Source organism: Ralstonia mannitolilytica, assembly GCF_000954135.1.
Lineage (GTDB): Bacteria > Pseudomonadota > Gammaproteobacteria > Burkholderiales > Burkholderiaceae > Ralstonia > Ralstonia mannitolilytica.
The window spans coordinates 251,660-278,295 of sequence record NZ_CP010799.1 but is presented as its reverse complement, the minus strand read 5'-3'; the positions used below and the strand labels follow the sequence as shown (position 1 = coordinate 278,295).

23 protein-coding genes are annotated in these 26,636 nt (G+C 68.4%); 10 read left to right on the top strand and 13 right to left on the bottom strand.

The genetic code is table 11. The features are described 5' to 3' along the window. Window positions 1-4: 4 nt before the first annotated feature. Both TK49_RS01345 and TK49_RS01340 read right to left on the bottom strand, forming a co-directional pair. Window positions 5-1,078: a hypothetical protein gene (locus TK49_RS01345; RefSeq protein ID WP_045785110.1), complete on the bottom strand. Its 1,074-nt coding sequence runs from the start codon at window positions 1,076-1,078 to the stop codon at window positions 5-7. Continuing rightward, window positions 1,075-2,157: a hypothetical protein gene (locus tag TK49_RS01340; protein ID WP_045785109.1), complete on the bottom strand. Its 1,083-nt coding sequence runs from the start codon at window positions 2,155-2,157 to the stop codon at window positions 1,075-1,077. The genes TK49_RS01345 and TK49_RS01340 overlap by 4 nt, the downstream gene beginning before the upstream one ends. Before the next feature lie 426 nt (window positions 2,158-2,583). On the opposite strand from TK49_RS01340, the gene TK49_RS01335 reads away from it, so the two are divergent. Continuing rightward, window positions 2,584-3,402, top strand: a complete 819-nt coding sequence (locus TK49_RS01335; RefSeq protein WP_045785108.1) for a MerR family transcriptional regulator — start codon at window positions 2,584-2,586, stop codon at window positions 3,400-3,402. Window positions 3,403-3,493: 91 nt separating this feature from the next. Here the strand turns inward: TK49_RS01335 and TK49_RS01330 are convergent, their stop codons facing one another. From TK49_RS01330 to TK49_RS01305, 6 genes are all read right to left on the bottom strand, one after another. After that, window positions 3,494-4,390: a metal-dependent hydrolase gene (locus tag TK49_RS01330; RefSeq protein ID WP_045785107.1), complete on the bottom strand. Its 897-nt coding sequence runs from the start codon at window positions 4,388-4,390 to the stop codon at window positions 3,494-3,496. Continuing rightward, window positions 4,387-5,433, bottom strand: coding sequence for an alpha/beta fold hydrolase (locus TK49_RS01325; RefSeq protein ID WP_045785106.1), 1,047 nt, complete (start codon window positions 5,431-5,433; stop codon window positions 4,387-4,389). Before TK49_RS01325 ends, TK49_RS01330 begins: the two co-directional genes overlap by 4 nt. Window positions 5,434-5,448: 15 nt before the next feature. Next, on the bottom strand, window positions 5,449-6,339 hold the full coding sequence (locus TK49_RS01320) for an SDR family NAD(P)-dependent oxidoreductase (RefSeq protein ID WP_045785105.1): 891 nt from the start codon (window positions 6,337-6,339) through the stop codon (window positions 5,449-5,451). A gap of 34 nt (window positions 6,340-6,373) precedes the next feature. Next, window positions 6,374-7,999 carry a flavin-containing monooxygenase gene (locus tag TK49_RS01315; protein ID WP_045785104.1) on the bottom strand — a complete coding sequence of 542 codons (1,626 nt, stop codon included), beginning with the start codon at window positions 7,997-7,999 and terminating at the stop codon, window positions 6,374-6,376. 145 nt (window positions 8,000-8,144) lie between these two features. After that, on the bottom strand, window positions 8,145-12,485 hold the full coding sequence (locus tag TK49_RS01310) for an ATP-binding protein (protein ID WP_240479895.1): 4,341 nt from the start codon (window positions 12,483-12,485) through the stop codon (window positions 8,145-8,147). A 4-nt stretch (window positions 12,486-12,489) separates the two neighbouring features. Continuing rightward, window positions 12,490-13,158 carry a response regulator gene (locus TK49_RS01305; RefSeq protein WP_045785103.1) on the bottom strand — a complete coding sequence of 223 codons (669 nt, stop codon included), beginning with the start codon at window positions 13,156-13,158 and terminating at the stop codon, window positions 12,490-12,492. Window positions 13,159-13,395: 237 nt separating this feature from the next. On the opposite strand from TK49_RS01305, the gene TK49_RS01300 reads away from it, so the two are divergent. Then, window positions 13,396-14,544, top strand: a complete 1,149-nt coding sequence (locus TK49_RS01300) for a cation diffusion facilitator family transporter (protein WP_045785102.1) — start codon at window positions 13,396-13,398, stop codon at window positions 14,542-14,544. A gap of 4 nt (window positions 14,545-14,548) precedes the next feature. Here TK49_RS01300 and TK49_RS01295 read toward each other — a convergent pair whose 3' ends face one another. Further along, on the bottom strand, window positions 14,549-15,754 hold the full coding sequence (locus tag TK49_RS01295) for a hypothetical protein (protein ID WP_045785101.1): 1,206 nt from the start codon (window positions 15,752-15,754) through the stop codon (window positions 14,549-14,551). Window positions 15,755-15,981: 227 nt separating this feature from the next. Between TK49_RS01295 and TK49_RS01290 the strand changes: the two genes are divergently transcribed. The 4 genes from TK49_RS01290 (at window position 15,982) to TK49_RS01275 (ending at window position 17,624) form a co-directional block, all read left to right on the top strand. Beyond that, window positions 15,982-16,191, top strand: coding sequence for a hypothetical protein (locus tag TK49_RS01290; protein WP_045785100.1), 210 nt, complete (start codon window positions 15,982-15,984; stop codon window positions 16,189-16,191). A 45-nt stretch (window positions 16,192-16,236) separates the two neighbouring features. Then, window positions 16,237-16,464, top strand: coding sequence for a hypothetical protein (locus tag TK49_RS01285; RefSeq protein WP_045785099.1), 228 nt, complete (start codon window positions 16,237-16,239; stop codon window positions 16,462-16,464). Between the two features lie 321 nt (window positions 16,465-16,785). After that, on the top strand, window positions 16,786-17,208 hold the full coding sequence (locus tag TK49_RS01280) for a hypothetical protein (protein WP_045785098.1): 423 nt from the start codon (window positions 16,786-16,788) through the stop codon (window positions 17,206-17,208). Window positions 17,209-17,249: 41 nt separating this feature from the next. Next, window positions 17,250-17,624, top strand: a complete 375-nt coding sequence (locus tag TK49_RS01275; protein WP_045785097.1) for a hypothetical protein — start codon at window positions 17,250-17,252, stop codon at window positions 17,622-17,624. Between the two features lie 43 nt (window positions 17,625-17,667). Here TK49_RS01275 and TK49_RS01270 read toward each other — a convergent pair whose 3' ends face one another. Continuing rightward, on the bottom strand, window positions 17,668-18,387 hold the full coding sequence (locus tag TK49_RS01270; RefSeq protein WP_045785096.1) for a glutathione S-transferase: 720 nt from the start codon (window positions 18,385-18,387) through the stop codon (window positions 17,668-17,670). A gap of 137 nt (window positions 18,388-18,524) precedes the next feature. Between TK49_RS01270 and TK49_RS01265 the strand changes: the two genes are divergently transcribed. Both TK49_RS01265 and TK49_RS01260 read left to right on the top strand, forming a co-directional pair. After that, entirely contained in the window at window positions 18,525-19,784 is a 1,260-nt protein-coding gene (locus TK49_RS01265; protein WP_045785095.1) for an MFS transporter, read from the top strand. 72 nt (window positions 19,785-19,856) lie between these two features. After that, window positions 19,857-22,109 carry a mechanosensitive ion channel family protein gene (locus TK49_RS01260; protein WP_045785094.1) on the top strand — a complete coding sequence of 751 codons (2,253 nt, stop codon included), beginning with the start codon at window positions 19,857-19,859 and terminating at the stop codon, window positions 22,107-22,109. Between the two features lie 4 nt (window positions 22,110-22,113). Here TK49_RS01260 and TK49_RS01255 read toward each other — a convergent pair whose 3' ends face one another. Then, complete coding sequence (locus TK49_RS01255) at window positions 22,114-22,842, bottom strand: PepSY-associated TM helix domain-containing protein (protein WP_045787679.1); 729 nt, start codon at window positions 22,840-22,842, stop codon at window positions 22,114-22,116. A gap of 93 nt (window positions 22,843-22,935) precedes the next feature. Then, window positions 22,936-23,826, bottom strand: coding sequence for a helix-turn-helix domain-containing protein (locus TK49_RS01250; protein WP_099050669.1), 891 nt, complete (start codon window positions 23,824-23,826; stop codon window positions 22,936-22,938). Window positions 23,827-23,970: 144 nt separating this feature from the next. Here TK49_RS01250 and TK49_RS01245 point away from each other — a divergent pair, with 144 nt between their 5' ends. Beyond that, window positions 23,971-24,891: an alpha/beta hydrolase family protein gene (locus TK49_RS01245; protein WP_045785092.1), complete on the top strand. Its 921-nt coding sequence runs from the start codon at window positions 23,971-23,973 to the stop codon at window positions 24,889-24,891. Window positions 24,892-24,901: 10 nt separating this feature from the next. Here TK49_RS01245 and TK49_RS01240 read toward each other — a convergent pair whose 3' ends face one another. Beyond that, the gene (locus TK49_RS01240) at window positions 24,902-25,705 is read right to left on the bottom strand and encodes a MipA/OmpV family protein (RefSeq protein WP_240479894.1); all 804 of its coding nucleotides are present in this window, start codon (window positions 25,703-25,705) and stop codon (window positions 24,902-24,904) included. Between the two features lie 199 nt (window positions 25,706-25,904). Between TK49_RS01240 and TK49_RS01235 the strand changes: the two genes are divergently transcribed. Further along, the gene (locus tag TK49_RS01235; protein ID WP_045785090.1) at window positions 25,905-26,636 is read left to right on the top strand and encodes a response regulator; all 732 of its coding nucleotides are present in this window, start codon (window positions 25,905-25,907) and stop codon (window positions 26,634-26,636) included.

Below are 26,636 nucleotides of genomic sequence, written 5' to 3'. Positions count from 1 at the left end.
GGCGCTATTGGATGGACGCTGCCGGCGCCAGGTCGACGCGTAGCGTCCCATCCGCATCCATGCGCGTGGTGCCGCGCGCGGCGGCCTCGCGGTAGTGATACAGGTCGAAGCGCAGCGGCCCGCGCGTCGACGTATCGGTGACGAGCACGCGGCTGTTGGTCACCAGCACGTTGTACATCTTCAGGTCACCGGACTGGATCCAGATGCGGCTCTCGGCATCGGTCGGAGCGGGCGCGCACAGGGCCGGCGCCGGGCCAAAGCCGAGCACGAGCCCGTCGGGCGTCACGCGCGCCGTCTTCATCTGGCCGATCAGCCGGGGCGGCGGGAAGACCGTGTACTGATCGAGCACCATGGTGTTGCCCTCCAGCTTGGCGCCGCCGCGGTCCAGTGGCGCGAGCTGCGACAGCTGCAGCCCCAGCGCCTTGAGCAGCGCCAGCGTCTGGATGCCCATCACGCGCGCCTCGGTCGGCGTGTAGACGAGATAGCGCGACTCCTTCAACTCCAGGGTGCCGCGCATGCCGAACGGCATCCACACGCCGGGAACATGGTTGCGCAGCTTGAGCCCGCCCGATACGTCGAGCACGCCATCGCCCGGCGTGAGCGACAACGCATTGAGCGAGCGCGGGGAATAGTCCAGCAGGTACGTATTGAACAGCGCGTCGAGCGACGCCTTGGGTACCGTCACATCGCCGCCGAGGATGCGGATGTCGAACTGGCCCGGATCGTCCAGGTCGACCGCCTGCCCCGGCGTGCGCGGCACGAGTTGCGCGGTGAGCTGGTGCACGTGAAAGCCGATGTCGCCAGTGATGCGGAAATCGACATTGCGCATCTGCACGACGGGCGGTGCGGTGCCGGAATTGCGGGCCACGGCCGGGCCGCTCGCGTTGGGCGCACCGGAGGACGGATCGCAGCGCTGCGTCCATTGCTGGCGCGCGGTGTCGAGCGTCTTGCGCTGGGCGCTAGCCATGGGCGCTTCGGCGGCACGGCCGAGGGCGCTCGCCACGAGGGCGGCCAAGCCGAGTGCCACCAGCGCTAGGCGCAGCGTCAACGCGGCGAAGGTGAGGGCGGAGGCGATCATGGCGCGGTCCTCCGGGCGAGGTGTACGGCAGGCCTGGCGGTTTTCGGCATCTGCCCCGCGGCGAGCGTGTCGAACGACGGCATCCGCACGCGGATGCCGCCATCGGGCGAAAACCGCAGCGAGCCGGCCACGAGCTGGTCGCGGTAACGGTACAGGTTGAAGACGAACGGCCTGGCCGGATCGGCAACCACGATGTCGATGCGCGCGTTCATCGGCATCGAGCGCATGAAGCGGATGTCGCCGCCGCGGAAGAGGATGTACGGGCGCTGCGCATCGGAGGCGTTGGCCAACGGCGGCATCTGCGGATGACCGTCGCCGATCTGCATGACGAGCCCGTCGCGCGTGACGCGGATGGCAGAGAGCTTGAGGTCCAGCGCTGGCGGCGGAAACAGCCTGGGCACCTGCATGACGATCTCGCTGCCGGCCAGCTGCACCGACGGCGTGGATACCGGCAGCAGGTCGGCCAGTTCGATGCGCGCGGCGCCCATCAGCGGGCCCGCGTCCTGGCCGCGCACCTTGACCACGTTGGGCCGGAACACGATGGTCTGCGGGTCGCGCAGCACGAGCGGGCCGCGCAGCTCGATCGGCACCCATGCGCCGCGGCGGCGCATCTCGGCGTGCATGTCCAGCGCGTCGTCCTCCAGCGAGAACCTGAAGTTGCGCAGGGGCGGGTCACTGCCCGGCCCGCGCGCAAAGACCACGGTGTTGAACAACGCGGCCATGCTGTCGGCCGTCACGCGTACCGTCCCGTTCACTGGCTGCAGCGTGTACGACGACACATCATCGAGCCACACGGGATCGCCCGCCTCACGTGGCACCATGCGTAGCGCCAGTTCATCGATCACGAAGCCCACACCGCCGTCGAAGCGGAAATCCACATGCCGCAGATACGAGATTGCATCGGGCTGCCCCGAATCGCGCAACGTCACCGGCCGCACCGCGCGCGTGGCCAGCGCTCCGGCCTGAAACGGCGCCCGCGCCTGCGCCCGGGCATCTTCCAGCTGCTTGGCCTTCTCCGCCTCGATGCCGCCGTGGTCGTCCCCCGCACTGGCACAGCTCTGCAGCAACAACGCCGTCATCAACACCCCGGCAACCCGAAACCACCCGGCCCACCCCTGCCCGCCGACGGTTTGGCCGTACCCTGCCCTATGGGGCGCCTTGAATTTTCGTAGGCGGGCGGAAAAAAGAGGGGGAACTGTCTGAGCGAAGCGAGTTTTCCACGTCCCCTCTGTGCGACACAAATTCAAGGGGAAGTCGCCATCCTGGGCACGCCTTTCTTTGCTTACCTGTCTTTGGCAAGACAAAGCAAGTAGGTCGGACCCGGCAGGGGACGAAACAAGCGATGCACCCATACCGCCCGCAGACGGCGAGCCGAGCAGCCAACGCAAATGCAACACCGATTCCCACATCGACGGTCTCCTCGTCGTGAGAGGCCGGAAACCACCCGGCGACTGGCGCGTTCATGGCGATCCGTCACCTTGCCGCGCTCGTGTAGAATTTTTTCCATGCCCGCCCGCAAACCAACCGGCGATGCCGGTCCGCCCGCTGCTCAACCTGCCCGCGAGTTCACCATCGATGAACTCGCGCGCGCGGCTGACACCACCGTCCGCAACGTCCGCTCGTACCAGGACCGCGGCCTGATCGATCCGCCCGAGCGTCGCGGGCGCGTGGGCATTTATACGCAGGCGCATCTCGGCCGGCTCAAGCTCATCAACCATCTGCTGGCGCGCGGCTACACGCTCGCCAACATCCAGGAACTGCTCAAGGCCATCGTCGAGGGCCACGACCTGCGCTCGATCCTCGGGCTCGAATCGGCCATCAGCAGCCCGTGGTCGGACGAGGCGCCCAAGCACTATTCGCTGCTGGCGCTGGCCAAGCTGTTCGGGCGCTCCATGTCACGCGAGGCGCTGGGGCGGGCCATCTCGCTTGGCCTGCTCGAGCCTGACGGCCTGGGCTATCTCGCGCGCAGCCCCAAGGCGCTGATGGCCGGCGCGCAGATGGCCAAGGCCGGCTTCCCGCTGGTCGAAGTGCTCGACATCATCGAGCGTGCCCGGCCGCATACGCAGGCGGTGGCCGATGACCTGGTCTCCATGGTCGTGCGCGAACTCGACAAGTACGGCAGCGATCTGCCGCCGGTCGAAGACGTGCCGCGTCTGGTCGACGTGATCTGGCGCATCCGCCCGCTGGCGCTGGTGGCGGTCGAAGCCGAGCTGATGCGCGCGCTGGAGATCGCCGCCAACAAGTACCTCGGCGACCGCGTGGCGCAAGTCATCGAGCACATGCACGAGCCGTCGGGCCAGTCGCCCGCGTCGGACAAGGGTTAGTGTCTCCGGCGCGCCCATGCGTGGGGTGCGCCTTATCTATTTCTAGTTTGATCCCGATACCACGGGTGCCGCAGGCGTTTTGAATGCCTGTTCAGGAACCGGCCGCGCCCGCTGTCGACAGCTTGCGGCGGATCGACGGCGACGGTGCTTCGCCATGGGCTGCGGCATAGGCTTCGATCTCCGAGATCAGCTTGGGCAGGTGTTCCAGCGCGGCGCGGTTGTCCTCGTCCCACGGGTGGAACGACGGCCGGAAGAAATCGAAGAACTCGGGGATGATCTTGCGCAGCGGCGCCGGGTGAATCCACAGAAAGTGGAACGCTTTGCCGAGGCCCAGGAATTTGTGCTTGATGGTGCGGTCGGCAAAGATCAGCCGCAGGTGCACGTAGAACACCATTGCCCAGAAGGTCAGGGTCGTCAGCACCATCGTCAGCGTGCGCGTGAGGTAGCGGCCCACGCCCGGCTTGATGGCGAGGTTCCATACGTCGTAGCTGACGGCCTTGTGCTCGGTTTCTTCCATGGCGTGCCACAGCCAGACCTGGCGGTAACCGGGCTCGGAGTTGCGGCCCAGGCCGTCTTCATTGGCGAGCACCTGGCCGGCCAGCATGGCGGTGTAGTGCTCCAGCGCCACCGTCACCGCCAGCTGGTGCGACTTCGGCGTGTACTTGCGCAGCAGGTTCAGGAACTTGCCGACAAAGCGGTCGATGCGCGTGGCGGGCAGGCCGGCGCGATCGAGCAGGTCGTTGTACAGCACGTGCTCGCGCGTGTGCATGGCTTCCTGCCCGATGAAGCCGGCCACGGCCTGCTTGAGTTCGGGATCGGTCACCAGGTGGCGGTAGTTGCGCACACTGTCCATGAAGAAGCGCTCGCCGGTCGGGAAGAAGATCGACAGCGCGTTCAGAAAGTGGGTTACGTGCGGGCCTCGCTCGTGCCAGTTGCTGATGCGATCAGCCGGCAGGTGAGGATGCACGTCGCGACGGACTGGCATCATGGGCGGTTCTCCTGGAATGTGGTGTCTGAAAGGCGCGTCGACGCGCGCCCCTGATCGAGGAATGCACAGAGGTCGGTCCCCACGCGTACGGGGTCTTCCTCCATCGGGATATGGCCGAGCGCCGGATACATGCGCAGCGTGGCGCCGGGAATGCGGCGGGCGAATTCGCCGGCATGCGCGGGCGGGATCCACCGGTCGCGCTGGCCCCAGAGGATGAGCGTGGGCACTCGGATCGAGGCCAGCCCGCTGGTATCGACATCGTCAAAGCGGAACTTCGGCACCATCTTGCCGATGGCCTGTCGTGCACCGTCGGCATAGAAGAAATCGGCGTAGCGGCGCAGCGTGGGTTCGGACACGCGCGACGGGTCGCCATACACATCACGCGTGGCGGCGCGGATGATCCCCTCGGGCAGCATCCACGGTGACGTCATCCGCACGCCAATGTGATTGAACAGATCGATGTAGATCGGCAGCTTCATCGGGAAGCCGGCGGAGTCGATCAGCACGAGCTTCTCGACGCGGCCCGGGTGCCGCACGGCAAAATCCCACGACACCATGCCGCCGAGCGAATTGCCGATCAGCGTGAGTTTCGACAGGCCCAGCGTGTCGACAAACGCGTCGATGAAGTCGCGGTACAGCGGCAGCTCCATCGTGCGCGGGCGGCCCTGTGCATCGCGCAGCGGGCCGGTAATGCCGAACGGCGGCAGGTCAAGCCGGATCACGCGGTAGCGCCGCGTGAGCTGCGGCAGCACGCCGTCCCACGTATGCAGCGACGCGCCAAAACCGTGGATCAGCAGCAATGTGCCTTCGGCGTTGGCAGCGCCTTCGTCGGTGTAATGCACGCGCGTGCCCATCAATGGCAGGTAGCGCGATTGCGGCTTGGCGTAACGTGCGATCAGCACGTCGCGGCCGATGCTGCGCAGGCCGATGCGGCCGGGGCGCAGCATCGCGCGCGCGACGTGCAGCAGGTTCGCGCGCGGGGGGCTGGCGAACGTTTCTCCGGAGACCGCATGGAGCGGCGGGGGGGACGCGACGGTCTTCATCGATCGGCTCCGGGGCTATTTGGCGCGGGCGGTGGCGGGCGCGGTGTCTTCGCGCAGCGCCTTCTTGCGGGTGCGGCGGGCTTCGCGCACGACCAGCGCCTGGTAGGCGGCCGGCAGAATGCGCGCCATGGCGTCGGCGGCGTAGGCGTCGGGCCCGATCAGCACGCGGCGCTTGTTCTTGCGCACGCCGTCGAGGATCACCTGCGCAGCCTTCTCCGGCGTGGTGATGAAGAACTTCTCGAACTCGGCCTTGCCTTGCTGCTCGTCGCGCACGAGAAAGCCGTTCATGCTCGGCGACACGCGGCTCGACTTGGCGATGTTGGTCTTGATGCCGCCCGGGTGCACGCACGTGGCCGACACGCCGCAGTTCATCAGGTCGAGCTCTTGCCGCAGCGCTTCCGTATAGCCGCGCACCGCGTACTTGCTGGCGTTGTACGCGCCCATGCCGGGCTGCGCGAAGATGCCGAAGATGCTCGACGTGTTGACGATGTGCCCGTTGCCGCTCGCCTTGAGCAGCGGCAGGAACGCCTTGGTGCCATGCACCACGCCCCAGAAATTGATGTTCATGATCCAGGCGAGGTCATCGTCTTCCATGCCTTCGATCGTGCTCGACAGCGCCACGCCGGCGTTGTTGAAGATCAGGTTGACCTTGCCGTGCGCGGCCGCCGCTTCTTCGGCCCAGCGGTACACCGCGCCGCGGTCGGCCACATCGACGGCATGCGTGGTCACGCGGATGCGGTCGCCCTCATGTGCGCGGATGAGGTTCACGGTCTGCGCGAGCGCCGCTTCGTTGCGATCGGCGAGCGCGAGGTGGCAGCCCTCGCGCGCCAGCGCCAGCGCCAGCGCGCGGCCGATGCCCGACGCGGCACCGGTGATGGCGGCAACCTGGTTGTTGAATGACTTCATGGCGTGTCTCCTGATGGCCGGTGCGCGTCAGAGGTCAGGCGCGGTCGAGCGCTTCTTCGTTGGGGGTGTTCTGGACGGCGGCGGGCACCGTGCGGGCGGGGATGCGCAGCGGCACGCCCTTGGGCACGGCCATCGGGCGCGTGCGGTAGTCCGCCAGCCGGAAATGGGCCGTGGCGCGGCGAAACTGCCACGTGAAGCCCGGCCACAGCGTGGTGTTCCTGCCGGTCTTCGGATCGAGGTACCAGCTCACACAGCCGCCGGCCGACCAGATCGCATGCGAGAGCTTCTTCTGGATGCCGTCGTTGAAGCGGCGCTGCACATCGGGGCGTACGTCGATGGCCGCCACGTTGTGTGCGCGCATCGACTTGAGCGCGTCGACGATGTATGCCACCTGCGACTCGATCATGAACACCATCGACGAATGGCCGAGCCCCGTGTTCGGGCCCACCACCATGAAGAAGTTGGGGAAGCCCGCCACCGTGGTGCCAAGGTAGGCCTCGGCGCCGTGCCTGTCCCACACGTCGACGATGTCGGCGCCCTGGCTGCCGAGCAGCACGCCTCGCGGGAACGGGTCTGTCGCATGAAAGCCCGTACCGAAGATCAGGCAGTCGACCTCGCGCCGCGTGCCGTCGGTGGTGACGATGGCGTTCGGTTCCACGCGCGCGATGCCGGTGGTGATGACGTCGACGTTCTCGCGCGTGAGCGCCGGGTAGTAGTCGTTCGAGATCAGGATGCGCTTGCAGCCGATGGTGTAGTCGGGTGTCACCTTCCGGCGCAGTTCGGGATCGGCGATGCGGCGCCTGATATGGGCACGCGCCATGCGCTCGACCGCCTTCATCAGCTTCGGGTGGATCACGAAGCCGAGCACGCGCGATTCGAGCATCCAGTAGATGCCGGTGCGCACCAGCTTTTGCGTGAACGGCAGATGGCGGAACAGCCAGTGCTCCAGGCGCGAGACCTTGCGGTCGGGCTTGGGCAGGATCCACGGCGGGGTGCGCTGGTACAGGTCGAGCCGGCCGACCTTGGGCGCGATCTGCGGCACGAACTGAATGGCCGAAGCCCCCGTCCCGATCACGGCGACGCGCTTGCCGCGCAGGTCGTAGTCGTGGTCCCAGAGCTGCGAGTGGAACGCCTTGCCCTGAAATGTCTCGATGCCGGGAATGTTCGGCCACGCGGGGCGGCTCAGTCCGCCCATGCCGGAGATGAGTGTACGCGCGCGGTAGCGGCGCCCGTCTGCCATCTCGAGATTCCACACGCCGGCGGCATCGTCGAAGGCGGCGCGCACCAGTTCGTGGTGGAAGCGCACGTGCGGCCGCACACCGAACTGGTCGGTGCAGCGCTCCAGGTACGCCCGGATTTCCGGCTGCGGCGAATACATGCGCGACCACTCCGGGTTCGGCGCGAACGAGAACGAGTACAGGTGCGACTGCACATCGCACGCGCAGCCCGGGTAATGGTTGTCGCGCCAGGTGCCGCCCACCGAGCCGGCCTTCTCGAAGACCAGGAAGTCGTCGATGCCGTTCTGCTTGAGCTGGATCGCCATGCCCAGGCCGGCAAAGCCCGTCCCGATGATGGCGACCTCGATGAGGGCAGGGGCGTCGGGGCGGTGCGGGGCCGGCGCAACGGCGTCGGCGCGCGGGAAGTCGGTCCGTGCGTTCACGTGGTGTCTCCGTGGGCACCGCTGGGGCGCCTCTTAATGTGACATTGGTCGATGTCATCGTAGGAGGCGCTTCTGGCCGAGTCAATCGACCGATTGGAACACTTCGTCTAAAAGCGGTGCATGCGCCGCTTGAAACGGTTTTCCCTTATGAATCCGTCACTTGCGTGCGGTGCAGCATCGTGCCGCATGCGGAGATGAATGCATCGAGCAGCGCGTTGATGTGGTCGAGGAGCCGCTTGACTCTCGCCCCAGCCGTCCGGACGTCGGCGTGCGTGCCGTGGTGCACGGCGTCGCGGAAGGCTGCGGCCACCGCGTCCACGCACGCGTTGTGCAGCAGCGCCAACGCACCGCCCGTGCGGTGCGACCACTCGCGCAGCTCGGCGCGATCCGTTGCATCCAGCAGCGGCTCGAGCCGCCGCGCGTCATCGGTCAGCGACGACAGGAACACGCGCGCCAAGCCCGCGGCGGCGGCGTCCGTCCCGAGTGCGGCGCGCAGGTCGTCGAGCGCCAGCGCGAACGTTTCTTCCGCCGGAGCCTGCGCACCGGCCTGCGGGCTGAGCAGCGCAGACAGTGCCTCCTGCAGCGTGGCGAGCGTGGTCGGCTTCAGCAGGCTCGCATCCATGCCCACGGCCCGGCACCGTGCGTGCTCCTCGGCGAGCGTCGTTGCGGTGATCGCGATGATGGGCAAGCGCGGGCCGCCGTCTTCTTCGCGGCGGATGTGCCGGGCCAGGTCGAAGCCGTCCATGCCGGGCATATGGCAGTCCGTGAGCAACGCGTCGAAGCGGTGTTCGCGCAGCCGCTCGAGCGCGACGGCGCCATCCTCGGCCAGCGTCACCCGGTAGCCCAGCAGGCGGAGTTGCTTGGCGATCAGCTCGCGATTGATCGGGTGGTCTTCCGCCACCAGGATGTGCGCCCCCGGCGCTTCACTGGACGTGGCCTTGGGGCAGGGGGGCGCCGTGGCGCTCGGCGTGCGCCCGCGCTCGGGTTGCGGCAACGCGCGTTCGCACGCCTGCACGAAGGCATGCCAGTTCAGCGGGTTGACGCTCAAGGCGTTGCCCGGTTCGGCATAGCCGGCTTCGAGCATGAGGCGGACGGCGCCGTCGCGCGCATGCGCCGATAGGCTCAGGACGATGTCGGCGGTGGCGTCGTCGGCCGCGGTGACGCGCAGGCCCGCGGCGACCGCGAACGCCGTCAGGCTGTGCCGCAGGGCCGCATCGTCCACGGCAATGGCAATGCTGCGCCCGCTCAGCTTGGGCAGGGCATATCGCGCCTTCAGGATGGGCACGGCCAGTTCCAGCGTGACGGCTGTGCCGTGCCCGGGCGTGCTCTCCATGACGAGCTTGCCGCCCATCAGCTCCGCGAGCTGCCGCGAGATCGCCAGGCCGAGGCCCGTGCCGCCGTAGCGCCGCGTGGTCGTACGCTCGGCCTGCACGAACGGCGCGAACAGCGTGGCCTGCACCTCCGGCGAGATGCCGATGCCCGTATCGGCCACGCAGATGGCGAGACGCGCCGTGTCGCCGCTCACGCCCGCGCACGTGGCGCACAGCCGCACGCTGCCGGTGTCGGTAAACTTGATGGCGTTGGAGAGCAGGTTGAACAGAATCTGCCGCACGCGCACGCTGTCGACCGAGACGCTGGCCGGCACGTCGGCCGCCACGTCCACTCGGACCGACAGCGATTTCTCGTGCGCGCGGCTCGCCAGCAGGCCGACCGTGCTGTCGAACATCTCGCGCAGATCCGTCGCCGCGGGCGAGATGTCGAGGCGGCCGGCTTCGATCTTCGCGTAATCGAGGATGTCGTCGAGGATGTGCAGAAGCGCACGCCCCGAGTCCTGCACCAGCGAGACCATCTGCTTCTGCTCGCCGTCGAGCCGGGTCTGGCGCAGCAGTTCGATCAGGCCGAGCACGCCGTTCATCGGCGTGCGGATCTCATGACTCATCATCGCGAGGAAGCGGTCTTTGGCATGCAGTGCCGATTCCGCCGCGTTCTTGGCGGCCTCCAGCGCATCGGCCTGCTCGCGCTCCGTGGTGACGTCGCTCAGGTAGCCGTTCCAGACCGTGCGGCCATCGGGCTCGCGATGCGGGATCGAGCGCGCGTGTAGCCAGCGCACCGCACCGTCTTCGCCCACGTGGCGGAATTGCTGATCGAAGGGCGTGAGGTGCTGCGCCGAGACGAGCACCATGTCGAGCATGCGCTGTCGGTCGTCTTCGTGAATCAGCATTTCGGGCGTGGAGAGGTAGCCCAGCAGATCCTGCGGCTGGACGCCCAGGGTTTCGTGCGCCTTGCCGGCTACGTAAGTGATGCGACCGCGGCTCTGACCCGGTGACAGCTCAAACTGATAGACGAGGGCCGGCAGCGATTCGGTCACCTCGCGCAGGCGCCGCTCGAGGCGTTCGGCGCGTGCCTGCGCGTCGCGGATCTCGCTGATGTCGACCAGCGACGCCACGGTGCCGGCCGGTTGCCCGTCGGGCAGGTGGAAGGGTTCGATCCAGTACAAAACGTTGCGCGATGGCCCGTCGGGTGTCTCGATGATGAGTTCTTCGCGCGTGCTCTCGCTGTTCTGTTCGGCGCGCCGGTTGATATCGGACAGCGGCGACGTGTTGTCGGGCGTATGGAGTCCCAGCTCCTGCGGCGTACGCCCGAGCAGCGACGCGGGTGTCCGGCCGAACATGGTGCAGAACGCCGCATTCACGGCCACGTAGCGGTGCGCCGCATCCTTGGCGACAAGCGGGAACGGCACGGCTTCCATCAGCGCGCGCTGGAAGCTCAACTGGCGCGCCAGGGTCTCTTCGGCGAGGCGGCGCTGGCGGTTTTCGCGGCGCAGCTGCGTCTGCTTGATGAACAGCGCCGCCAGCGCCAACAGCACCAGCGCGGCCGCCGGCCCGAATTTCGCCAGCATGGCGGAGGCTGACGGGCCAAGCTGGTAGCTGACCGACAGCCACTTGTTGCGGATGCTGACCTGCTCGCCCTCGGGCATGGCGAACAGCGCGCGATTGATGAGCGGCACCAGGGCCGCATAGCGCGGCGAGACCCCCACGCCAATGTTCTCGATGGTGTTGGCCGAGCCTGTGACCTTGAGCTCGCCGGGAAAGTGATGGCGGATCACCGCATCGGCCACGGGCAGGTTGGCGATCGTGAAATCCGCCTGCCCTGTCGCCACCATGGTCAGCGCGTCCTTGACGGAGTCGGCCGGCACGATGCGGATCTTCGGCACGTTCCGGTGCAGCAGGGCAGCGAGGGAATCGCTGCTCGGCAGCGCCACCGTCTTGCCCGCGAGTTCGGCAAGCGCGGCCACGGTGAGCGCCTCGTTGCGTCCGACGATCACCATCGGCGTGGCGTCGATCGGGTGGCTCAGTACGAAGCCCGGCGGGCGGGCGTCCTGGTCGGACATGCCGAGCAGGATGTCGATCTCGCCCGCGCGCGCCTTCTCGAGCGCCTCGGTCCAGTCGTGTACCGTCACGCGCTCGAAACGCAGGCCCAGCGTGCGCCCCAGATAGCTCTGGTACTCCGGCAGGATGCCGAACACATCGCCCTGGACCTCGCTGAAGGTGTACGGCATGTAGTTCGGATCGGCGGCGTAGCGCAGCGGCGGCAGGGCGGCCAGCATTGCGCGTTCTGCGGCCGACAGGGGCAGTGCCGGCCTTGCGTTGGGCTGAGCGATCCAGCGCGCGCGCAGATCGGCCATGGTGCTGTCGGGTAACTGCGCGAGACGGCGGTCGAGATAGCGGATCAACGTGGCCTCGGAGCGGGGCGCGGCAAAGTGCAGCGCATCGACGCGCTGGTTGACGAGCTCGACGATCGACAGCGTCCTGTACCGCATCTGCGACAGGAGCTCCCGCGTGGTATGCGTGATGCCCACATACGTGTCGGCCGTGCCGTGCCGCACGGCGTCGAGCGCATCGGCGGCCGTGGGCAGGCTGAGGAGGTGCACGTCGGGGTGTTCACGCGCCAGCTCGTCTTCAAGCGGCGAACCCTGTTCCACCGCGATGCGCATGCCGGCGGAGAACGCGTTGCGCGCCACCTGCGGATTGTCGCTGCGAGCCACCACGGCGGTGGCGCGCTCGAGGTACGGGGCCGAGTATTCCAGGCAGTGATCGTACTGCGAGCGCGGCGCCACGCTCATGACGACGTCAACATCGCCGCGGCACGCAGCCATGAGCAGTTCATCCCGGCGCTGGAACACACGGGGCACCACGCGCACCTGGTCTTGCGGAATCAAGTGCATGAGCAGGTCGCCCGAGAAGCCCGTGAGCCGGTCGGCCGCCACCCCTTCGAGCGGCATCATCGTCTTGCCGATCACGCCGACGGTGATCTGGGGCGGCACCTGGTTCACGCTGTGCACGGCATGTGCGGCATCCTCGGCATGTGCGTCGGTCAGGCTGCCGGCCCAGGCCAGGACGGCCGCGCACACCAGCGTGCCCACGCCCACGCCGAGGCGGATGCGCTGCCGCATCGAGGCAGACGGTGTTGCGCGCGTGCCCGCCATCGCGTCAGCCCTCTGCGCTGCCGAGCAGCCCGTGGCGCACGGCAAAGTCGAACAGCGCCGCCTCGGTATGCAGGCCCAGCTTGCGCATGGCGTGCTGCTTCTGCGTGCTGATGGTCTTGACGCTGCGATTCATCTGCACGGCGATCTCGGTCACCGTCTTGCCCGTGACGTAGATGCGCAGCACCTCGAGCTCGCGCTTGCCGAGCAGGGCGATCGGGTCGTCGGCCGGGGGTTCCGCCGCGCGCGCGCGGCGGATCAGCTTGGCATCGAGCTGCGGCGAGAGGTAGATGCGGTCGTGCAGCGCCGCCTGGATCCCTTCGAGAATGTGCTGCGGCTCGTCTGCCTTGCTGACGATGACCTTGATGCCTGCGCGCAGGATGTTGCTCATCAGCGCGCGCGTCTCGAGCATGGTCAGCACCATGACGCGCAGGTCCGGGTAGCGGCGCGCGAGGAATTCGAGCAGGAGGATGCCGTCGCCGTAGCGGCTGCCCGGCATGGCGTAGTCGGTGATGGCAAGGTCGCAGCGCACGCGGCCGAGCAGGGCGAGCAGTTCGTCGGCGTTGCCGGCCTCGCCGACCACCTCGAAACCGCCGGCCGCCGACACGAGGCTGCGCACGGCGGCCACCACGCCCGGGTGATCATCGGCAATGACGAGTTGAATGGGATGCTGCATGGGGGCGAATCTCCGAAGGCACGTAACACGCGGCAACGTGTTGGCCGCGCTGCTGAGAATCGCTGATGCTGCAGGCCGGGAACATCGGAAAAGTCCTATTCATTGGCACCGATCTGCGCGCTTCTGGTGCAGATCTGTGCAAATCTGTTGGACCCTGCTCAGCCTGCGCCGCCAGCCCGTGCCGTGCGCCGCGCAGGGCGCGTGGCACAATGCGGGCGGTTTCCGGTATCGACCTCCATGACGTCAAATCAGCCGACTGCGCCGTCCGCCACGGCACGCCAACAAGGCGCCGAACGCTCCACGCTGGTGAGCGCGGGCGTGAACTGCCTGCTCTCGGCGGGGCAGATCGCCGCGGGGCTGTGGTCGCATTCGCAGGGCCTGGTCGCTGACGGACTGCATACGCTGTCGGACTTGATTGCCGACGGCATCGTCTTCGTCGCCAACCGCAACAGCCTCAAGGGGCCGGACGAAGACCACCAGTACGGCCACGCGCGCTACGAGAACGCCGCATCGCTGGGGCTGGGCCTGCTGCTGGTGGGGGCGGGCGCCGGCATGATCTGGGCCGCGGTGCAGAGCCTGCGCTCGCCGCAGGGGCCGACGCCCGTACATGGGCTGGCATTGGTGGTGGCCCTCGTTGCGCTGGGCGCCAAGGAAGGGCTGTTCCGTTACATGCTGGCCGTGGCCAAGCGCATCGGCTCACGCATGCTGATCGCCAATGCGTGGCATGCGCGTTCCGACGCGGTGTCGTCGCTGGTGGCGGCCATTGGCGTGGCGGGCAACCTGCTCGGCTATCACTGGCTGGACCCGGTCGCCGCGTGCGTGGTGGGGCTGATGATCGGACGCGTGGGCGTGCGCTTCGGGTGGGAGGCGCTCAACGACCTGATGGACCGCGCGCTGCCGCCGGCGCAGGTCGAGGCCATCCGCGCGAGCCTGGCGGCCACGCCGGGCGTGATGAACGTACACGATCTGCGCACGCGCGTGACGGGCGACCAGGCGCTGGTCGACGCGCATATCGAGGTGGACCCGCGTGTCTCGGTGAGCGAAGGCCACGCGATTGCCGTGCGGGCGCGCACGAACGCGCTGGCCGCCCATACGGCGATGGCCGTGCTCGACGTGCAGATCCACGTCGACCCGCGCGAGCGCATCGCCACCGACCCGGGGCCGCTGCCTGACCGCGACGCCCTGCGCGCGGCCCTGGCGCAGCTGCTGCCGGCCGGCACGCCGCTGGACGCCCGCCACTGCGTGCTGCACTACGTCGATGGCGCCGTGGAGGTGGACCTCATCCTGCCGGCTGCGCTCGCCGCCGAGCGTGCCCGCATTGCCGATGCCATGTACGCCCGCTGGGGCGGCCTGGTGCGCCTGCGCGTGCTGGCCAGCGACGCGTGAATCGTCACCGGCACTGATCGGTCGCGTTGGCGGGCTGCGCCTTGTTGGGGTCGAAGTGCAGCTGCTCCAGGCCTTGCTCCGTCAGCGATAGCCAGTCCAGCGTGCCCGAGGTGCGCAGCAGGCCGATGCTGCCAACCGGGCGCCAGCGCGCGGGCTTGCCGTCGGCGTTGCTCAGCGTGCCCGACAGTGTGAGGGAATCGGGGCCCGCCTGCAGCTGCAGCAGCCGGCCATCGGCGGCGGGGGTGTAGGCGGTGCGGTCGTTCACGGCGATGCCGGCCTCGCGCACCGTTGCCGGCATGCATGGGATCGAGGCGCGCACCTTGCCCGTGCTGTCGATCAGGTCGGCAAAGCCATTGCCCTTGGCCACCCCCACCAGCAGGAAACGCTCGATGGCGGGCATCCACGTGACGCTGTACGTGTAGTACTGCACGTGCTGGTGCAGCAGCTGCTCGCCGCTGACGCGGCCGGTGGCCGGGTCCAGGATGGCGATCTTCAGGTTGGCCTCGGTGCGATCGGGCACGAACTGCTGCCAGGCCAGCAGCGCATGGGTGCTGCCACCGGCCACCATGGGCCACCATTCGCGGCGCCCGTCGGCGATGTCGACGCTGTGCAGCCGGCGCCCGCGCCCGTCGTAGACCTTCACGTAGACGCCGTTGCCGCTGCCGAGGTTGTCCACGCCGCCGCCGTTGACCCAGCCATCGGAATAGAACACCACGAAGCGGTCGCCGACCGCCGCGATGTGGCCCGAGTGCCCGCCGGATTCCACCTGCTGCGGATACGCCTTGATCGGGCGCAGCGCCGTGTCGTAGATGCCGAAGCGCTGGTTGACGTTCTCGGGCGCATTCCAGCCGTCTTCAAACGACACCATGACTTGTCCCGCGCGGTTGCGGGCGACGCTCACCGGCTCCTGCGCCTCGGGCTTCTGGATGAAGATGCGCGGCGTGTCGAGCTTGCCCGTATCGGCGTGCCATTGCGCGACATACACGTCGTGGGGCCAGCTTCCGGAGCGGTCGGCACCGCGCGGCGGCAGGCCCGATGAGCTGAAGAACACGTTGAAGGTATTGGGCGCGCCGGCCGGCACCGCGCCAATGCCATGCATGTACTGGCGCGGGTCCGGCGCGCCGGCGGCAATGGCGGGCAGGGCCAGCGCGCAGGCGCAGCCCAGCAACGCACGGCGCAGGAAGGATGATCGAGACACGTGACACTCCATTGCAGGGGGCGTCCACAGCGGTGAACAGGCCCGGGGTGCGGTTTTCAGAACCGGTTGGGCCGCATGCGCGCGCCGAAGTTGCTGCGCGAATGGGGGAGACCCGTTTGGAGGAGCCCCGGGCACTGCACGCCGTCGGCCGGCAATCAAGTTTCGGCGCCGGGTGCCGTTTTTCCCAGGCAAGAGCGGAATCCCATCCGCCAACCCGCCAGTCGATCAGCGAGAACAACATGACCCAGCGTGTCGATGCGCGATGGCGTGCCGAAGTGACGCAAGCGCTCCGCACAGTGCAGGCACAAGTCGGCGCAGCGCCCCTCGGCCTGCCACGCGAGCGGCTCATCGCCGCGCTGGCAGAGGCCATCTGGGCGCAGCGTGCCGCGTACGCTCGCGTGCGCGAGACGCTGGTCGCTCCGCCCGTACTGGCCGACGAATCGATGTGATGCGCCGGCGCCCGGTGGCCACGGCTTTCTTCTGTAGGTGATGTGATGCGGTACTGCGGTTCGCTCGATCTGGACCATCTGCTGCGCCAGCCGTTTGGCGAGCTGGGCCGTCTTGTGCGCGACCGCCAGTCCGGTCGGCCGCTGCCTCCGGTGGAGGTCGCAACGCGCGCCGTGCTGCTGCGCGCCGCCGGCTACGAAGTGATGCCGATGTGCGCCCACCACGATCATCGCGGCTTCTGCCTCGGGCACGCAGACCAGCCCATCGGGATGTAAGTGCGAGGCCTACGACGCCTACGCCACCTGCGCGCACCGTCACGCACACGCTGTTGCGATCGCGCATCACAAGGCCGGAAAATGGGTCATGCGCGTGGAGCGGGAAGCACCCGCAAAGCGTTGCACAGCGCACCTTTGCGGGAAATCCGTTGCCAAAAAGCAAACGGTAAAAATGACTTACATTCCCGTCCTTTTTCGGCCCATGGTTCTGGTGCATCCTGAACCAAGATAGGTCGCACGGACGGCCTGTCACGCAACGTCAGACCGGAAGGGAAACACCGAATCGGCGACGCATGCAGACCTGGGGTCAGGGGAAAGAACATGAAGACGCAATATCTCAGCAAACAGGAAATCTACGATGGCGCCGTCCGCCATCTGTTCGGCCAGGGCGGCGCGGCGATCCTTCCGCGCGGCGGCGCGGCGTACCGGGGCCAGGGCGGCCGCTGCTGCCCGATCGGCAACCTGATCGGCGTGCAGGACTACACCACCTCCATGGAAAGCGTGCCGGTGCGTTACATCCTCAAGCCTGCCAACGAGATTCCGCGTTACATGGACGCCGGCGTCGTGGCGCTGCGCCGCGCGCTCAAGAAGGCCCGCATCGACGTGGACGACCGCGACACCGTCGAGTTGCTCTCCAAGCTGCAGAACGCGCATGACGTGTTCGGCACGTGGGAGTGGAAGGAACGCCTGCATTCGATTGCCCGCCAGTTTGGCTTGAGCGGCGCGCTCGTCGATACATTCTGACGCCAGACCGGCACCAGATCACCGCACATAAGGTGACACCCATGCAAGGGAAGGGGACGTTCCTCGCCATCGAGGACATTTTTGAACGCGTGCGCACGCATCTGCTCACGCAGCGCTGCCGCTCCGAAGACGCCGACGGCGAGCCGCGCTATCGTGGGCTGGACAACCGCCGCTGCGGTGTCGGCATCCTCATCGACGATGCGGTCTACTGCAGCGCCATCGAGCGCCTGGGCGTGAGCCTGCTGCGCGTGCCGGGCGATGACCCGCTCGCCTGCGCGCTGCGCGCCTCCGGCATCAACGTGGACGACGACCGCGTGGTCGATCTGCTGATCGATCTGCAGGACATCCACGATCTGCACGCCGTCGAAGGCTGGCCGGCCGCGCTCGAAGACGTGCGGCAGCGGTTGCCGGCCTGAACGCACCGCGCCACAGCATCGACCCGGCCTCGTGCCGGGCTTGTCATTGGCCGGCATCGAGCTCCGGATAGTGGCGAAAGATGCCCATCGTGTTGAACGGAATGCGCCGTGGCGATGCCAGATACGCCGCGATGTTGGGCAGCGCGGCCACCCGATCGTGCAGCGCCACGAGGTGCGGCAGTTCCCGCTCGTAGCGCCGCATGTGGCGCGGGAACGCATAGCGCAGCCCCGCCACGATCTGGAACAGCGATAGATCCACGTACGTCAGCGCATCGCGCACGGCCCAGGTCGGGCCGGCGGGGTTGCGATCGAGTACGCGCTCGAAGTAGCGCAGGAACTTGGGCGCGCGATGGGCGAGGAAACCCGCCGCGCGGCGCTTGGCTTCGGCTTGCTGCTCTTCGTAATAGGCACCTGCGGCGATGGGGTGGTGCGTGTCGTGGATCTCCACCACGAAATCGGCGAGGGTGAGCTGCAGGCCGTGCGTCCAGAGGCCTCCGGCTTCGTCGTGCGGCGCCAGGCCGTAATGCTGGCCGAGATAGAGCAGGATGTTGGCCGTCTGCGGGATCACCAGGTCGCCCACGACGAGGAACGGCGGCGCGAAGGGCGGCGTGGCGATCCCGGCGTCGTCGAGAAAGGCCTCGATGGCGGTTTCGTCTTCACGGCCGACGTCCACGTACGGCACGGCGGCCTGTTCGAGCGCGAGGCGGACGAATTCTCCGCGGCCCTGGATTTCGGGCCAGTAGTAGAGCGTGGTGGTGTCCATGGTTGGGCCAGAAGCATGCAGTGGCTGGCGCGCAGCAAGACCGATGCCGCGCCCCGTGCGTCGCGCGGCACGGCAAGCACGGCGCTTGCGAACGATAATAGGCGCCTGCCCCGCGCGCCTGTTCCCACCGCCCTCACGTGACCGATTCTTCCGCTTCCGCAGCCGTGGCGCCCATCGAGCCCGCTGATCCTTCCCGCTGGCTCGTGCGCGGCCACCCCGGCTATCTGCGGGCGAACCTCGCGCTGTTTGCAGCGGGGTTCTCCACGTTTTCACTGCTGTATTGCGTGCAGCCGCTGATGCCGCTGCTGGCGCACGACTTTGCCTTGACGCCGGCGCAGACGAGCCTCGTGCTGTCGGTGTCGACGCTGCTGCTGGCGTTTGCGATCCTGTTTGCGGGCTTGCTCTCGGAGTCGATCCATCGCAAGACGCTGATGGGCGTGTCGCTGCTGCTGTCATCGGCGCTGACGCTGGCGGCGGCCGTCCTGCCGGGCTGGCATGGGCTGCTCGCCACGCGGGCCGTGCTCGGCATCGCGCTGGGCGGGGTGCCGGCCGTGGCGATGGCGTATCTGGCGGAAGAGGTGCATCCGCAGGGCCTGGGCCTGGCGATGGGGCTGTACGTGGGCGGCACGGCGTTCGGCGGCATGGCCGGACGTGTGCTCACGGGCGCCGCCGCCGACTACGCCGGCTGGCGCGCCGCCATGGGCTTCACCGGCGCGCTCGGCCTGCTGGCCGCCTTGGCGTTCCTGTGGCTGCTGCCGCCGTCGCGCCGCTTCGTGCCGCGCCACGGTGTGTCGCCCGGCGACCTGTTCGACACGCTGGCCGCGCATCTGCGTGAACCGGGCCTGCGTGCGCTGTTCGCCATGGGGTTCCTGCTGATGGGCGGATTCGTCACGGTCTACAACTATGCGAGCTTCCGGCTGCTCGGTCCGCCGTACGCCCTGAGCCACACTGCGGTGGGCGGCATCTTCATGGTGTATCTGCTGGGGATCGGCGCATCGACGTGGTTCGGACGGCTGGCCGACCGCCATGGCCGGGGCCGCATGTTGATGGCCGGCACGGCGTTGATGACGGCCGGCGTGCTGCTGACGCTGGCCGTGCCGCTGGCGCTTGTCATTGGCGGCATTGCGCTGCTGACCTTTGGCTTCTTCGGCGCGCATGCGGTGGCCAGCGGATGGGTCGGGCGCCGCGCGCAGCGGGCCAAGGGACAGGCTGCGGCACTGTATCTGCTGGCGTACTACCTCGGCTCGAGCCTGATCGGCACGGCGGGCGGCAAGCTCTACGCCCCGTGGGGCTGGGCCGGCGTGGTCGCGCTGGTGATGACGTGCATGGCGAGTGCGCTTGCCACAGCGGCGTGGCTGTGGCGGCGTGCACCGCTGCCGCCTGGCGCCAGGCGATAACGCCGACGCGCCCGGCGCGAATTCGCGTATCGTGCCGTGATTGTTGTCTGCACGATCGCGCTTTCTTTCGTCATGCCTACTCGTATCCTGTTCTGCTGCCGGCGATGGTGGATCGCGGCATGGTTTCTCGTGATGGCCGGTACGGCGCAGTCGGCACCGGTGCCGTTTGCCAGGCTTGCCGGGCTGCCGACGTCCACCTCCAGTGCCTCGGCGCCCGCCGCCGATCCTGCGCAGACGCGCCAGTCGCTCGATACCGTCATCACGCTGCTCGACAACGACCAGCAGCGCGCCGCGCTCGTCAACGAGCTCAAGCAGCTGCGCGACGGTGTGGCGGCCCAGCAGCATGCGCAGGCCGAGCAGGCGCCGGGGCTGCTCGGCGCGGTGGCTTCGCTCATCGAGAACGGCTCGCTGCAGGCCGACGTCGAGGCCGGCGCCCCGCGCTACTGGCTTCGCCGCATCGAAGCGGCCAGCGGCGACGTGGGCCTCCTCCTCGCCCCCGACAAGCGCGCACGTCTTGCGGCCGACTTTGTCGGCACCGTGTGCATCTGGGCGGCGATTGCCGGCGGCCTGCTCGGGCTGGGCTGGGTGTTGCGCCGCGTCTTCGGCATTCAGGCGGGGCTGGGGCGGCACCCGACCACGCGGGCGCTGTTCATCGACGCCTTGCGCAAGATCGGCCCGTGGGCCGTGTCGTTCGCGGTGCTGATGCGCCTGGGCGAGAGCGCCTCGCCCGGCTTCGTGCTGGCGGTGGTGCTGGCCTACGCGATCGTGTGGGGCGCGATCATCACGGCGGGCGTGGCGATGCTGTTCTCGCTGTTTGCGGGCAGCGCGCACCGGCGCGTGGCGGTGGAGTACCTGCTGCGCCGCTGCATGTGGCCGATCTTCCTGGCCGCGAGCCTGGGCGCCTGCGGCGATGCGCTGGTGGATCCGCGCGTCGCGCTGGTGCTGGGTGGTGCGCTCAGCCTGCTGCTGGCCACCGCGTGCAACGCCGTTTCGTCCCTGATGCTCGCGGTGGGCGCGCTGTGGTCCCGTCGCGCTGTCGGCCAGTTGATCGCCAACCGCCCGCTCGAGCTGCGCCAGGGCGAGCATGCCGGCAACCAGCTCCGCAGCCTGATGGCGACGCTATGGCCGGTGCCGGTGGTGCTGCTGGCCGGCGTGACGTTGCTCGCCACGCTGACCATGCCCGACAACGTCGACGCCGTTTCGCGCCGTGCGGTGATGACGTCGCTGCTGCTGGTGGCAGCGCTCTTCCTGACGGTGGTGGTGCGCCCGCGCGCCAGCTGGCGCCTGCGCCTGCGGATGGCACGCACGTCGCCGTATGTGGAGCGGCTCAAGCAGTTCTTCACCGCGCTGCTGCAGCTCGGCATCTGGATCGTGTTCGTCGAGCTGGTGCTGCGCGTGTGGGGCCACACGCTGGTGGAGGTGACGCACAGCTCCGTCAACGGCAAGCGCATCGCCGATGCGCTGGTCGGGCTCATCAGCACGGTGTTTGCCACATGGCTCGTGTGGATCCTGCTCGATACGGCGATCCTGCAGGCGCTCTCGCCGGCCACCTCGCGCGCGCAGCCGAGCACGCGGGCGCGCACGATCCTGCCGCTGCTGCGCAACGGGCTGAAGGTCACGCTCGTGGTGACGGCGGGCATTGGCGTGCTGGCCAATCTCGGCGTGAACGTGACGCCGCTGGTCGCCGGCGCGGGGGTCATCGGCCTTGCGGTGGGTTTTGGCGCGCAGTCGCTGGCGCAGGATCTGATCACCGGCATCTTCATCCTGATGGAGGACACCATCAGCGTGGGCGACGTGGTCGATGTGGGCGTGGCCTCCGGCAGCGTCGTCAACCTGACCATCCGCACGGTGCGCCTGCGCGACGGCACGGGCGCCGTGCTGTCGATCCCGTTCAGCCAGATCAAGACCGTGCGCAACCTCTCGCGCGACTACTCGTTTGCCGATTTCGAAGTGCGGGTGGCCATGGATGCCGATCCGCAGAAGGCCATCGAGCTCGTGCGCGCTGCCGCGGACCAGGTGGCCGGCGAACCGCGCTTTGCGTACACGCTGCTGGGCGGGGCCGAGATTTTCGGGCTGGACCGCTTCGAGGGCGGCGCGATGATCGTCAAGGGCCGCTTCAAGACGCTGCCGCAGAAGCAGGCCGATGTGCTGCGCGCCTTCAACGTCGTGGTGAAGGACACGTTCGACAAGGAAAAAGTCGCGCTGGCGACGCCGGCGACGGTGCTGCAGACTTCGCCGGCGTTCGAGGAGTGGATGACGCGGGTTGGGCCGGCCGGCGAGAAGCGCGAGACGGCGGCGGTGGCGTCGTCCGCACCGCCGGCCTAGCGCGCTACAGGCGCGCGATGGCCAGACCGATCGCCAGCAGACTGCCCAATCCGAAGATCGTCCAGCCGACGGTGCGGCGCTTGGTGGTCAACACCCACAGCCACAGGCCTGAGATCGACAGGAAGATCAGGCAGCCGGCCAGCGTATCCACCAGCAGAATCCACGGCACCGTCATGCCGACGCCCTTGTGCAGGTTCATCAGCGTGCCGAGGAAGCCGTTGTCGGTCTGGCGGATCGCTACCGAGCGGTTGCCAGCCCAGTATTCCGCCTGGATCTGCGTGGTGGCGCTGCCGAAGTTGAATGTCCATTGCTCGGGCTGCATCAGCGGCTTGGCGGTGGTCTCGCCGTCCTTGCCCTTGGCGGGGCGCTCGGCCCAGGCCACCGGCTTGGCCTTTTCCACGCGCACGCGGGCGGCCGGCTCCGGCAGTTTCAGCGCCTGCTGCAGCCAGGCGTTCATGGCCTCCGGCGTGGCCGGCACGGGGTCAGGCAGCGCGATCTGCGTGTTGGTGCGCTGCTGCGCCACCGGCAGCTTCATCACCGCGCGGTGGTTCAGCCAGATGCCGGACACGCCAAAGATCAGCCCCATCACCGCACCCCATAGGCCAAACCAGCCATGCGTCTTGCGCAGCCAGCGCACGACCGTGGCGCGGCGATTCGCCGGGTGATCGGCCTTGGCCTTGGCAGGGCGGGCGGCCGGTTGGGTGGAAAGCGGGGGATGTGACAGGTCGGTCATCGAGCACATTGGCGGCGCCATGGCCGCCGGACGAAGGGCAAAATCGACCGGCCAATATAGATGAGAATGATTCTCGTTGCAATGCGGCGTGTCTTACAACGTCATACGCTCCAGCGCCCGCCGCGACGCCTCGTCGGCCGGATAGAAGCACTCGATGCGCATCTCCTGCAGCCCGGCGTCGCGCGGCGTACCCAGCGTGGTGAGCGTGGTGAACAGCGAGATCGTCAGGCCATCGCGCTGTAGCGTGACGGGGAGGAACGGCGGCGGGTCGCCGGCATCGGCTGCGGGCCCGGTCGGCAGGGGCGCATCGGCCGCTTCGAACAGCGCCGGCTGCAGCGCCCGGATGTCGTCCAGCAGCCGCTGCGTGGCCGGGTCGATGGCGTGCAGCGCCAGTTCCTGCCGAACGCGCCGGGCCAGGTAGCGCCCAACGGCCTCGCGGTTGACGATGGCCGGCCACAGCGCCGTCGGGTCGAACACCAGCTTCATCATGTTGACCGCGCCGGGCGCGCCTTCGGACCGGTCGTCGCCGATGGCCCAGCGCATCAGGCGGCGGTGGGCGGTGTTGGCATCCAGCAGGTGCCAGAAGCGGTCGAGCACGATGGCCGGATACGGCGCCTGCTTGTCGAGGATGAGCTTCACCGCGTGGCGCACGGCCTGCATCATGGGGGAGGCCTCGTCGGCCGGGGCGCCCAGGCCCTGCTCGGGGTAGGCCGGTGCGAAGCCCGCGGCCAGCAGCATCTGGTTGCGATGCCGCAGCGGCACGTTCAGCTCTTCGGCAAGCTGCAGGATCATGTTGCGGCTCGGGGCCGCGCGGGCCGATTCGAGAAAGCTCACGTGCCGCTGCGACACGCCAGCCGCCAGCGCGAGGGCCAACTGGCTGTAGCCGCGCCGGTTGCGCCAGAAGCGCAGCAGTTGCGCAAAGCGGGAGCCTGCCGCCTCGGGCGGCTCGGCGGGCACCGGGGCACTGCGGGCTTCATCAAGCATGGCGGGCGTGTCTTCGGACTGGCGCGGGTTCATGGCGGTATTGAAGCAGACGGAAGTAGGTGCCGCGATTACCTGTCGCGTAATTGTGACCCCGCCGGGCGCCGCCAATACTGCAGGCACCTCGACCCGCCCAGTGGAGTGCCCATGCAGCGCGATCCCATCGACTACCCCGCCGATGCGCTTCCCACCCGCGAAGACCACGTTCGCACCGCCGACGGCTGGACGCTGCCGGTGACCGTCACAAGCCCCGGCCTGGGCGCGCGCGGCACGGTGGTGATCTGCTCGGCGCTCGGCGTGCCGCGCCAGTTTTACGATGCCTTCGCGCGGGCGCTGTGCCTGGCCGGTTGGCGCGTCGTGACGTTCGACTATCGCGGCATCGGGCCGGCGCTTGCGAGCGGCCCGGGCGTGCCGCGCTTTGCCGACTGGGGCCGATACGACATCGACGCCGTGCTGAAGTGGGTGCGCGACACGCTCGTCCCCGAAGGCTGCGGCGGCCGCAGGCTGGTGGTGCTCGGACACAGCGCGGGGGGCCAACTGGCGGCCCTGGCCCCACACATCGTGCATGCCGATGCGCTCGTGCAGGTGGCGTCTTCCCTGGCCAATGCGCGGCTGTGGCCTTGGGGCGGCGGGCTGGGCCGCGTGCAGTTTGCGTGGCTGCTGCACGTGCGGATTCCGCTGGCCGTGCGGTCCGCGCGCGGCGGCTGTCTGCCGCTGTCGAGCATCGGCATGGGGCCGATGGAGATCCCTTCCACCATCCTCGCCGACTGGGCCAGGCTGGCGCGTCGGCGCGGCTACGTGTTCGCGCCGCGCGCCGGTCTGGACACGTCCCGCTACGCGCGGCTGAACGTGCCGCTGCTTGCCTGGGGATTCGACGACGATGCCTTCGCGCCCGCGCGCGCCATCGATGCGCTCGTCGCACAGTTTCCGGCCGCCCGTGTCACGCGGCGGCAGGTGGGTGGCGCCGCGCTGGGCGCCAAGGCCGTCGGCCACATGGGTTTCTTCCGTGCGTCGTCGGGGGCGCCGTGGTGGCGCGAGACCATCGCCTGGCTCGATGCGCTCGCCTGAGCGTGCCGCCTCAGAAGGTGTAGACGATCCCCGTGCCGCCAAAGTAGCTCTGCCTGGTCTGCACGATCGGGCTCCTGGAGGCGTTGCCGAGCAGGCGCGTGGCGCCCACGGCGGTCTGCAGTGCCCAGTGGCGCGAGAAGGTATGCCGCCACGCCACCGTGACGGAGACGGCCGTGGCGCCGCCCTTGGCGTCGTACTCGGCAAAGCCGCTGTTGGCCGACTGTTGCGGCGTCACCCCGAAATAGGTCTGCATGTACTTGCGCGAGCCGAAGTGCAGGCTCGGGTTCACGCTGATCGTGTCGTTGCCCCATTCCACGACGGGTGTGTTCAGGTCGAGATGCCCGGACCAGCCGCGCTCGCGGTGGCTGATCGGCACTTCCAACGTGGCGCTGGCGGTGGCGTCGCCCCACACCTTGGTGCCGACGGTGAACACGCCCAGGAACGCGCCCTTGATGTCGCCCATCCCCTTCAGGTGGTCCGAGCCTGCGCGCCCGTAGCGGTTGCGCTCGGTGCGGCCGGCGTCGTACGACAGCGCGGCCGACGCGAACATGCCGTTCAGGAAGCGGATGGCATAGCCGGCACCGCCCTGCAGCGGGTCGATGAACCAGCCGTTGCCGAAGTCCGCCCGGAAGCCTGGCCCGGCGGTCACGGTGTACTGCTTGCTGCCTTCGTAGCGCGGCGCCGCCCCCACGTTGAGCGACAGCGAATACGACGCCTCGTCGGCATGGACCGGCGACGGCAGCCACAGGCCGGTCAGCATGGCCAGACACGGCACGGAAAACCGCAGGGAAAGACGGGAGAGACGTTTGGACACGGTCGGGACCTCTTGAAGGATCTTCGGAAGAAGGAAGAGCCCGCAGTCTGGCCAGTGGCCGCCCGCACGTCTGTCTGGAAATTGCCGGGAAGTTGTGCGCAATTGTGTGCGAGTGTCTGCAAGTTTTTCCGGGCCAACCACTCGCAAGGCAGCGCGCATACACTGCCGGCCATCAAAAGAACAAACGGGGGTATGAGCGATGACCGAGGGGCCGCTCAAGACCAAGGTGCTGCTGATCGAGGACGACGATCGCCTCGCGCAGCTTGTCAGTGAATACCTGGGCAACTACGAATTTGCGGTCGACGTGGTGCGCCGCGGTGACATCGCCGTGGCCGCCGTGCGCGAGCACCAGCCGGCGCTGGTGATCCTGGATCTGATGCTGCCGCACATGGACGGCATGGAGGTGTGCCGGCGCATCCGGGCGTTTTCGCGCGTGCCGGTGCTGATCCTGACCGCCCGCGTCGACACGTACGACCAGGTCGCGGGCCTCGAGATCGGCGCCGACGACTACGTGCTCAAGCCGATCGAGCCGCGTCTGCTGGTGGCCCGCGCGCGCGCATTGCTGCGCCGCGCGTCGCCGGCCATGTCGACGTCCGAGCCGGCGACGCCGCGCGACGACACGCTGGTCTTTGGCGAACTCGTCATCTCGCCGCCGAACCGCACCGTCACGTGGCGCGGGCAGCCGGTCGATCTGAAGACGGCGGAGTTCAACCTGCTGCTGATCCTGGCGCGCGCCGCCGGCACCGTGCTCAGCCGCGACGACATCCTCAAGCAGCTGCGCGGCATTGAATTCGACGGGCTGGACCGCACGGTCGATTCCGGCATCTCGCGCCTGCGCCGCCGCTTTGGCGACGCGTCGCCCGAGCCGCACAAGATCAAGACGATCTGGGGGCGCGGCTACCTGTTCAGCCCCTCGGCCTGGGAGGATTGA